Consider the following 8,152-nt stretch of genomic DNA (forward strand, 5'->3'; position numbering starts at 1 on the left):
CCAGCGCCCGGCAGCGGCGCGCCGGGCTGGCGATCACGCGGCGCGCGCGCGGGGTCGCGGCCAGCGCCGCCTCGATCTGGCGCGGCGCGTCGGGCCCGAGGCCGATGTCGAGGCGCCCGTAGCACAGCCCCGCGGCGGCGTCGGGGACGGGGTGGCGCAGGAAAATCATGCCCAGAACCCGGCCAGAACGATCATCGCGGTCAGCTCTCCGATCTGTTCGATGGCGCCCAGCCCGTCGCCGGTGTAGCCGCCAAGGCGGCGCGTCAGGACCAGCAGCGCCAGCGCCGCGGCGCCGGCGGCGCTCACACAGGCGATCACGGCGCTTGCGCCGCCCAGCGCGGCGGCGAGACCCAAGGCGGCGGCGAGGGCGGCGCCCCCCTCGAAAGCCGTGACGCCCGACGCTTCGCTGGCCGCCCCGCCCCCGATCGTTTCGCGCGCATAGGACCCCAGCCACAGCGCCGCGGCGATCAGCGCGCGGCCCCAGGCATGGGCGATCAGCAGCGCCAGCGCCCCGGCGACCGGCTCGAACCCCGCCAGCGCCGCCCAGCGCAGCCCGACGCTGAGGATCAGGCCGATCCCGGCATAGGCGCCGATGCGGCTGTCGCGCATGATCGCCAGCGCCCGGGCGCGGTCCGCATGGCCGCCGATCCCGTCGCAGCAATCGCCGAGCCCGTCTTCATGCAGCGCGCCGCTGGCCGCGATCCCGGCGGCGATCGCGATCCCGGCGGCGACCGGCGCCGGCAGCCAGGCCGCGCCCGCCAGCCAGACCAGCGCCGCGATCCCGCCCACCGCCAGCCCGGCCAGCGGAAAATACCGCGCCGCGCGGGCCAGCATGCCGGGGTCGTGGCCGACCCAGCCGGGCGTCGGCAGGCGGGTGAGAAAGCGCAGCGCGCAGAACGCCAGCGCCAGTTCCCGCCGCAGCGCGCGCATCAGTCCGCCTTGCCCGAGACGCCGGCGCTTTCGAACGTCGCCATGTCGTTGAGCATGGCGCAGGCGGCGCCGAGCAGCGGCAGCGCCAGCAGCGCGCCGGCGCCCTCGCCCAGGCGCATGTCGAGATCCAGCAGCGGCTGGGTCCCGAGCGCCGTCAGCATCAGCTTGTGGCCCGGTTCGTGCGAGCGGTGGGACTGGATCAGGTAGGGGGCGATGTCCGGGCGGGCGCGCAGCGCGACCAGCGCCGCCGCCGAGGAGATGAACCCGTCCACCAGCGCCGCGGCGCGGGCCGAGGCGGCGCCGATCATCGCCCCGGCCATCACCGCGATTTCCAGCCCGCCATAGGCGGCGAGCGCCGCCATGGGCGTCATCTCCGGCCCGTGGCGCGCGGCGGCGCGGCGCAGCGCCGCGAGCTTGCGCGACACCCCGGCGTCGTCGAGCCCGGCGCCGGGGCCGGTGAGCGCCGCGAGGTCGAGCCCGGCGATCTTGTGCGCCAGCAGCGTCGCCGCCGAGGTGTTGGCGATGCCCATCTCGCCCAGCGCGATCACCTGCGCGCCCGCGGCGACCGCCTCGCGCGCCAGCTCGGCGCCGAAATCCAGCGCGGCGCGGGTCTCGTCGCCGGTCATGGCGTCCTCGACCGCGGCATTGCGCGTGCCGGCCCGGATATTGGCGCGGCGCAGGGCGGGCGCGCCGGGGCCGGCGTCGGGGATCGGCGCGGCGACGCCCGCATCCACCACCGTCACCGCCGCGCCCACGGCGCGCGCGAACACATTGGCCGCGGCGCCGCCGCCGAGGAAATTCAGCACCATCTGCGCCGTGACCTCCTGAGGCCAGGCGGAGACGCCCTCGGCGGCGATGCCGTGATCCCCGGCGCAGAGCAGCAGCCGCGCGGCGGCGCCCGGCGCCGGGTCGTTCTGGATCAGCGCCAGCTGCAGGGCCAGCGATTCGATGCGGCCCAGCGAGCCCGGGGGCTTGGTCTTGCAGTCGATGGCCCGCTGCACGCGGGCGCGCAGGGTCTCGTCGATGGGGGGGATGGTCAGTCGGGTCAGCATCGGGCGGTCTCGCTGTTGTCTTGCGTTGTCTTGTGTTTCCGGCTTTTCACGTGTTTTCGGGGTCGGGATCGGGATCGGGGTCGGGATCGGGGTCGGGATCGGCCGCGCGCGGGGGCGGGGGGATGCGCGACACGAAATGGCCTTTCACCCCCTGCGGCCAGTCGCGATAGGGCACCTGCCCGCGGTCCGACTGCGCGTAGCGCGCGGCGTAGTCCACCAGCGCCGCGGCGCTGTCGGCGTCGGGGGCGAAGCTGCCGAGCACGTAGCCGATCTTGCCCTCCGCGGCGATGGCGACGTTGCAGGGATGCTCGCAGCCCATGAGGCAGGCATGGGTTTCCACCGCGATCTCCGCGCGCCCGGCGGCGGCGGCGGTCACGTGGGCGTGCAGGATCTCGCCGCCGGTGCGCCCGTCGCGGGTCTTGGCGTCGGGCGCGAAGGCGCAGGTTTCGCAGATGATGAGGCGAGCGGTCATGGGGCGTCCTGTGGGTCTGGGTCAGGGTCAGCATATCCGGGCGAAGCGTCGTCTTATGCGCATCGGGAGACGGAATCAAAGTGGATTGCGACGCGCGCCGCAGATGATAAGGAGAAGGCGAACGGCGCCCCGGCGAGGGCGGAGCGGATTCGGGGCGCGGCCGACCCAGCCAGGGGGCCCAGGCCGAAGCTGTTCGACCGGACGCGCGGCGCGGGGTCGCGGGCGCGTCGCCCTCGCCGATGCGCCAGCGAGGGAGACACGCATCGCCATGACCGACAACGCCTCTGAACCCGCCGAGGGATCTGCGCCGAAATACGGGGTGATGATCTGCGGCCATGGCTCGCGATCCCAGGCCGCGGTGGATGAATTCGCGGTGCTGGCGCAGAAGCTGCCGGCGCATTTCCCCGACTGGCCGGTGGAATACGGCTATCTGGAATTCGCCAACCCGGTGATCCGCGACGGGCTGGACCGGCTGCGCGCACAGGGCTGCGACCATATCCTCGCCGTGCCGGGGATGCTGTTCGCGGCGATGCACGCCAAGAACGACATTCCGACGGTGCTCAACACCTACGCGGCCAGGCACGGGATCGCCATCGGCTATGGGCGCGAACTGGGGGTCGATCCGCGCATGATCGCCGCCGCCGGCGCGCGCGTGGCCGAGGCGGTGGCCCGCGCCAACGCCGAACTGGGCGATCTGCCGCTGGCCGAGACCGCGCTGGTGGTGATCGGGCGCGGGGCCTCGGACCCGGACGCCAACGCCAATGTGTCAAAGATCGCGCGATTGCTGTGGGAGGGCATGGGGTTCGGCTGGTGCGAGGTGGGCTATTCCGGGGTGACGTTTCCGCTGGTGGAGCCCTGCCTCGACCATGTGGCGCGGCTGGGCTACAAGCGGGTGATCGTGTTCCCGTATTTCCTGTTCACCGGCATTCTCATCGACCGCATCTTCGGCTTCACCGACATGGCGGCGGCGGCGCATCCGGGGATCGATTTCGTCAAGGCGGGGTATCTCAACGACCACCCGCAGGTGATCGAGACCTTCGCCGCGCGGGTGCGCGAGATCATCACCGGCGACAATGCGATGAATTGCGGCATGTGCAAGTATCGCGCCCAGGTGCTCGGGTTCGAAGCGGAGGTCGGGGCGCCGCAGGAAAGCCACCACCACCATGTGGAGGGGCAGGGCGCCGCGGCCCCGGGCGCCAATGTCGAGGATTGCGCGCTGTGCGGGGATTTCTGCACCGGGGCCTGCCGGCTGGACATGGACGGGCATTCGCACGGGCATTCGCACGGGCATGAGGCCGGGCATTCGCATGACCGCGCCCATGATCATGATCATGGACATGGCGGCGATCATGGGCGACATCAGACCCATGATCATCATCACGATCACCACCATCCGCGCTACCCCCATGCCGATCACCCGCTGGGGCCCGAAAGCGTGCGCAAGCATCTCGATCATCACCGGGAGGACGAGGCCTGAGCGCGGCGTTCTCCGAGCCCGGAGCCGAGCGATCCGATGACAGCCCTGTTTGACAGCTACATGGTGGTGGACTGGTCCGCCGCCGCCTCGCCCGTCACCGGCGCCGACAGCATCTGGTGGGTGCTGCATCGGCGCCTGGACGCCCGCGGCGACGCGAGCGGCGATGACGGTTTTGCCGGCGGCGACGGGGGCGGCGACGGGGGCGGCGACGGGGGCGGCGCGGCTGACGACGGGGCCGCCGACGAATCCGCCCTCGCGGCGCGGCCCATGACGCCGCGCAACCCCGCCACCCGGGCCGAGGCCATGGCCGAGATCGCCGAGGCGCTGGCGGGCGAACTGGCCGCCGGGCGACGGGTGCTGGCGGGGTTCGATTTCCCCTTCGGCTACCCGCAGGGCTTCGCCGAGGCGGCCTTCGGCGGCGCCGAATGGGCCGCCGACTGGGCTGCGGTCTGGGTCGGGCTGGCCGAGCGGCTGAAGGAGATGCCGCGCAATCAGAACAACCGCTTCATCCTGGCCGGGCGGCTGAACATGGCGCTGCAGGGCGCGCCCGAAGACGGCCCCCATGACGCCGCGATCCGCAAGGCCGCCGCCGCCGCCGGGCCGTTCTGGGGCCGCCCGCCAAGCCAGAACCCCGCCGGGCTGGCGCAGCTCAAGCCCAAGACCGACCCGACGGCGCCCGACCCGACGCTGCCCGAATACCGCGTCGTCGAACGCTTCGCGCGGGCGCGCGGGGCGCTGCCCAAATCGGTCTGGCAGCTGAACGGCGCCGGCTCGGTGGGCGGGCAGACCCTGACCGGGCTGCCGGCGGTGGCGCGCCTGCGCGCCGATCCGCGGTTCGCGCAGGCCAGGATCTGGCCCTTCGAAACCGGGCTGGCGACGCCGGACACCGCGCAGACGCCCCTGGTGCTGGCGGAGATCCACCCCTCGATGATCGCCATCGAGCCGGCCCCGGGCGAGGTGAAGGATTCGGCGCAGGTGCGCCTGCTGGCGGCGCATTTCGCGGGGCTCGACGATGCCGGGGATCTGGCGGCGCTGTTTGGCGGCCCCGAGGATCTGACCGCCGATGAACGCCGCGCGGTGGAGACCGAGGAATCCTGGATCCTGGGCATCGAGCACGCGCTGTCCGCGCAGGCCGCCGCCGCCGACGCGCCGCCGCGCCTGCGCTACCAGCGCGACCCGGCGGCGATCTACGCCGAAAGCTTCGCGGCGGTGCGCGCGGAATCGCGGCTCGACCATCTGCCCGAGGATCTGCAGGACGTGGCCATCAGGCTGGTGCATGCCTGCGGCATGACCGACCTGCCCAACCGGCTGGCCTGGTCCGACGACGTGGCGGGCGCGGCCCGCGCGGCGCTGGCCGCCGGGGCGCCGGTGCTGTGCGATTGCGAGATGGTCGCCGCCGGGATCGTCGCCCGGCTGCTGCCCGAGGGGGTGGAGACGCGCTGCACGCTCAATGACGACGGCGTGGCGGCGCTGGCGAAAAAGATCGGCAACACCCGCTCGGCGGCGGCGGTGGAATTGTGGCGCGACCGCATCGAGGGCGCGGTGGTGGTGATCGGCAACGCCCCCACGGCGCTGTTTCACCTGCTGGAGCTGCTCGACGGCGGCTGGCCGAAACCGGCGGCGATCCTCGCCTTTCCCGTGGGTTTCGTCGGCGCCGCCGAATCCAAGGCGGCGCTGGCCGAGGATCCGCGCGACACGCCGTTCCTGACCCTGCGCGGGCGGCGCGGCGGCTCGGCCATGGCCGCCGCCGCGCTGAATGCGCTGGCCGGGGGGCTGGCGTGACCGGCGCGGGGGCGTGGCTGCACATCGTCGGCATCGGCGAGGGCGGGCTGGACAGCCTGTCCCCCGCCACGCGGGCGTTGGTGGAGAGCGCCGAGGTGATCGTCGGCGGCGACCGGCACCATCTGCTGTCGGACAGGATAACCGCGGAGCGGGTGTCCTGGCCTTCGCCCTTCGATGCGCTGATCGGGACGCTGAAGGGGTTTCGCGGGCGCCGCGTGGTGGTGCTGGCCACTGGCGATCCGCTGTGGTTTTCGGTCGGGGCGCGGATCGGGCGGGCGATCGACCCGGGGGAAATCGTCTATCACCCGCAGGTCTCGGCGTTCCAGCTTGCGGCGTCGCGCATGGGCTGGTCGATGGCGGATCTGGAAACCCTGACCGTGCATGGCCGCCCGGTGGAGCAGATGATCGCCTTCATCCAGCCCCATATCCGGCTGCTGATCCTGACCACCGGGGCCCGGACCCCGGCGCAGATCGCAAGGTTCCTGACCGAGCGCGGCTACGGCAAAAGCCCGATGACGGTGTTCGGGGCCATGGGCGGGGCCGAGGAATCGCGCTTTGACGGGCTGGCGGAAAGCTGGGCCCATGAGGTGCCGGCCTTCAACACCCTGGCCGTGGAATGCGTGGCGGCGCCCGACGCGGCGCTGCTGCCGCGCGGCCCCGGTCTGCCCGACGAGGCTTTCGTTCATGACGGGACCATGACCAAGCGCGAGGCGCGCGCGGCAACCCTGGCCAAGCTGATGCCCATGCGCGGGGCGCTGTTGTGGGATGTGGGCTGCGGCTGCGGCTCGGTGGCCGTGGAATGGATGCGGGCGGCGGCGCATGCGTCGGCCATCGGCGTCGAGCCGCGCGCCGATCGCCGCGCCATGGCGGCGTCGAACGCGCTGGCGCTGGGCGCGCCGCGGCTGCGGCTGGTGGAGGGATCGGCCCCCGAGGCGCTGGCAGGCCTGCCGGCGCCGGACGCGATTTTCCTCGGCGGCGGGCTGTCGGAACCGGCGTTCGACGCCTGCTGGGCGGCGCTGCGCCCGCTGGGCCGGCTGGTGGCCAACGCGGTGACGCTGGAAAGCGAGGCGCGGCTGATCGCGCTGCATGCGCGCATGGGCGGCGATCTGGCGAAGATCTCCGTCAGCCGCACCGCGCCGCTGGGCGGGCTGACCGCCTGGCGCCCGCTGTTGCCGGTGACGCAGTGGAGCCTGGTCAAGCGATGAGCGGCACGCTCTATGGGGTCGGGCTTGGCCCCGGCGACCCGGAACTGATGACGCTGAAGGCGCATCGGCTGATCTCCTGCGCCGCGGTGATCGCCTATCCGGCGCCTGACGAGGGCGAGAGCTTTGCGCGCGCCATCGCCGCGGGGGCGATCCCGGCGGCGGCCGAGGAGATCCGCATCGACGTGCCCATGACGGCTCCGCGCGGCCCGGCGCAGGATGTCTACGCGGCGGCGGCGCAGAGGATCGCGGCGCATCTGCGGGCCGGGCGCGACGTGGTGGCGCTGTGCGAGGGGGACCCGTTCTTCTACGGCTCGTTCATGTATCTGTTCGCGCGGCTGAGCCGGGATCACCCCTGCGAGGTGGTGCCGGGGGTCAGTTCGCTTGGCGGCTGCGCGGCGGCGCTGGGGCGCCCGCTGACGGCGCGCAACGACGTGCTGACGGTGATTCCGGGGCCCTTGCCGGACGCCGATCTGCGGGCCCGCATCGAGGGCGCCGAGGCGGTGGCGATCATGAAGGTGGGCCGTCACATGCGGCGCATTCGGGCGCTGATCGGGGCCATGGGACTGACGGCGCGGGCGGGCTATGTGGAGCGCGCCTCGCTGCCGGTGGAGCGCGCCATGGCGCTGGCCGAGGCGCCGGATCGGGCGCCGTATTTTTCGATGATCCTGATCTATCGGGGAGATGACCCGTGGCTGATTTGAATGCCGGGCCGCGACCCGCGGTGATCTGCCTGTCGGCGCGCGGGCTGGCGACGGCGCGCGCCGCCGCCGCCGCCCTGGGCGGCGATCTGCACGGGCGGGCCGGGCGGGTCGGGGACGGCGTGACCTTCGACGACGCGGCCGAACATCTGCGCGCCATGTTCGCCGCCGGGCGCCCGGTGGTGGGGGTCTGCGCGGCGGGGATCCTGGTGCGCGCGCTGGCGCCGATGCTGGCGGACAAGCGGGCCGAGCCGCCGGTGCTGGCGGTGTCCGAGGACGGCGCCGCGGTCGTGCCGCTGCTGGGCGGGCATCGCGGGGCCAACCGCATGGCGCGGGATCTGGCGGCGGCGCTGGGCGGCGCGGCGGCGCTGACCACGGCGGGGGACGTGTCGCTGGGCGTGGCGCTGGACGAGCCGCCCGCGGGCTGGGCGCTGGAGAACCCCGAAGACGCGAAGGCGGTGACCGCGGAATTGCTGGCAGGCGCGGGGGGGGGGGGGGGCGGCCCCCCCCCCGGGGGGGGCCCGGGGCGCCCGCCC

7 protein-coding genes and 1 pseudogene are annotated in these 8,152 nt (G+C 73.6%); 5 read left to right on the plus strand and 3 right to left on the minus strand.

Translation table 11 applies throughout. From position 1 onward, the window contains the following. Nucleotides 1-165: 165 nt before the first annotated feature. Genes AC1HC7_RS05780 through AC1HC7_RS05790 form a run of 3 tightly spaced genes read right to left on the minus strand, consistent with a single transcriptional unit; the run spans nt 166 to nt 2,454 of the window. A complete protein-coding gene (locus tag AC1HC7_RS05780; protein WP_479498777.1) occupies nt 166-930 on the minus strand; it encodes an adenosylcobinamide-GDP ribazoletransferase in 765 nt (254 codons plus the stop codon). Beyond that, the gene (cobT, locus tag AC1HC7_RS05785) at nt 930-1,982 is read right to left on the minus strand and encodes a nicotinate-nucleotide--dimethylbenzimidazole phosphoribosyltransferase (RefSeq protein ID WP_479495257.1); all 1,053 of its coding nucleotides are present in this window, start codon (nt 1,980-1,982) and stop codon (nt 930-932) included. Before cobT ends, AC1HC7_RS05780 begins: the two co-directional genes overlap by 1 nt. Before the next feature lie 46 nt (nt 1,983-2,028). Next, a complete protein-coding gene (locus tag AC1HC7_RS05790; protein WP_479498778.1) occupies nt 2,029-2,454 on the minus strand; it encodes a DUF1636 family protein in 426 nt (141 codons plus the stop codon). Nucleotides 2,455-2,722: 268 nt separating this feature from the next. On the opposite strand from AC1HC7_RS05790, the gene AC1HC7_RS05795 reads away from it, so the two are divergent. The 5 genes and pseudogenes from AC1HC7_RS05795 to AC1HC7_RS05815 form a co-directional block, all read left to right on the plus strand. Beyond that, nucleotides 2,723-3,931 carry a sirohydrochlorin chelatase gene (locus AC1HC7_RS05795; protein ID WP_479495259.1) on the plus strand — a complete coding sequence of 403 codons (1,209 nt, stop codon included), beginning with the start codon at nt 2,723-2,725 and terminating at the stop codon, nt 3,929-3,931. A 36-nt stretch (nt 3,932-3,967) separates the two neighbouring features. Then, on the plus strand, nt 3,968-5,713 hold the full coding sequence (locus tag AC1HC7_RS05800; RefSeq protein WP_479498779.1) for a precorrin-8X methylmutase: 1,746 nt from the start codon (nt 3,968-3,970) through the stop codon (nt 5,711-5,713). Next, the gene (gene cbiE, locus AC1HC7_RS05805) at nt 5,710-6,918 is read left to right on the plus strand and encodes a precorrin-6y C5,15-methyltransferase (decarboxylating) subunit CbiE (RefSeq protein ID WP_479495261.1); all 1,209 of its coding nucleotides are present in this window, start codon (nt 5,710-5,712) and stop codon (nt 6,916-6,918) included. Before AC1HC7_RS05800 ends, cbiE begins: the two co-directional genes overlap by 4 nt. Then, nucleotides 6,915-7,619, plus strand: a complete 705-nt coding sequence (gene cobI, locus AC1HC7_RS05810) for a precorrin-2 C(20)-methyltransferase (protein WP_479495262.1) — start codon at nt 6,915-6,917, stop codon at nt 7,617-7,619. The genes cbiE and cobI overlap by 4 nt, the downstream gene beginning before the upstream one ends. Continuing rightward, nucleotides 7,607-8,152 (plus strand): annotated as a pseudogene (locus AC1HC7_RS05815) (precorrin-3B C(17)-methyltransferase); the annotation flags it as partial. The gene cobI and the pseudogene AC1HC7_RS05815, both read left to right, overlap by 13 nt.

It is taken from the genome of Oceanicella sp. (genome assembly GCF_056449545.1).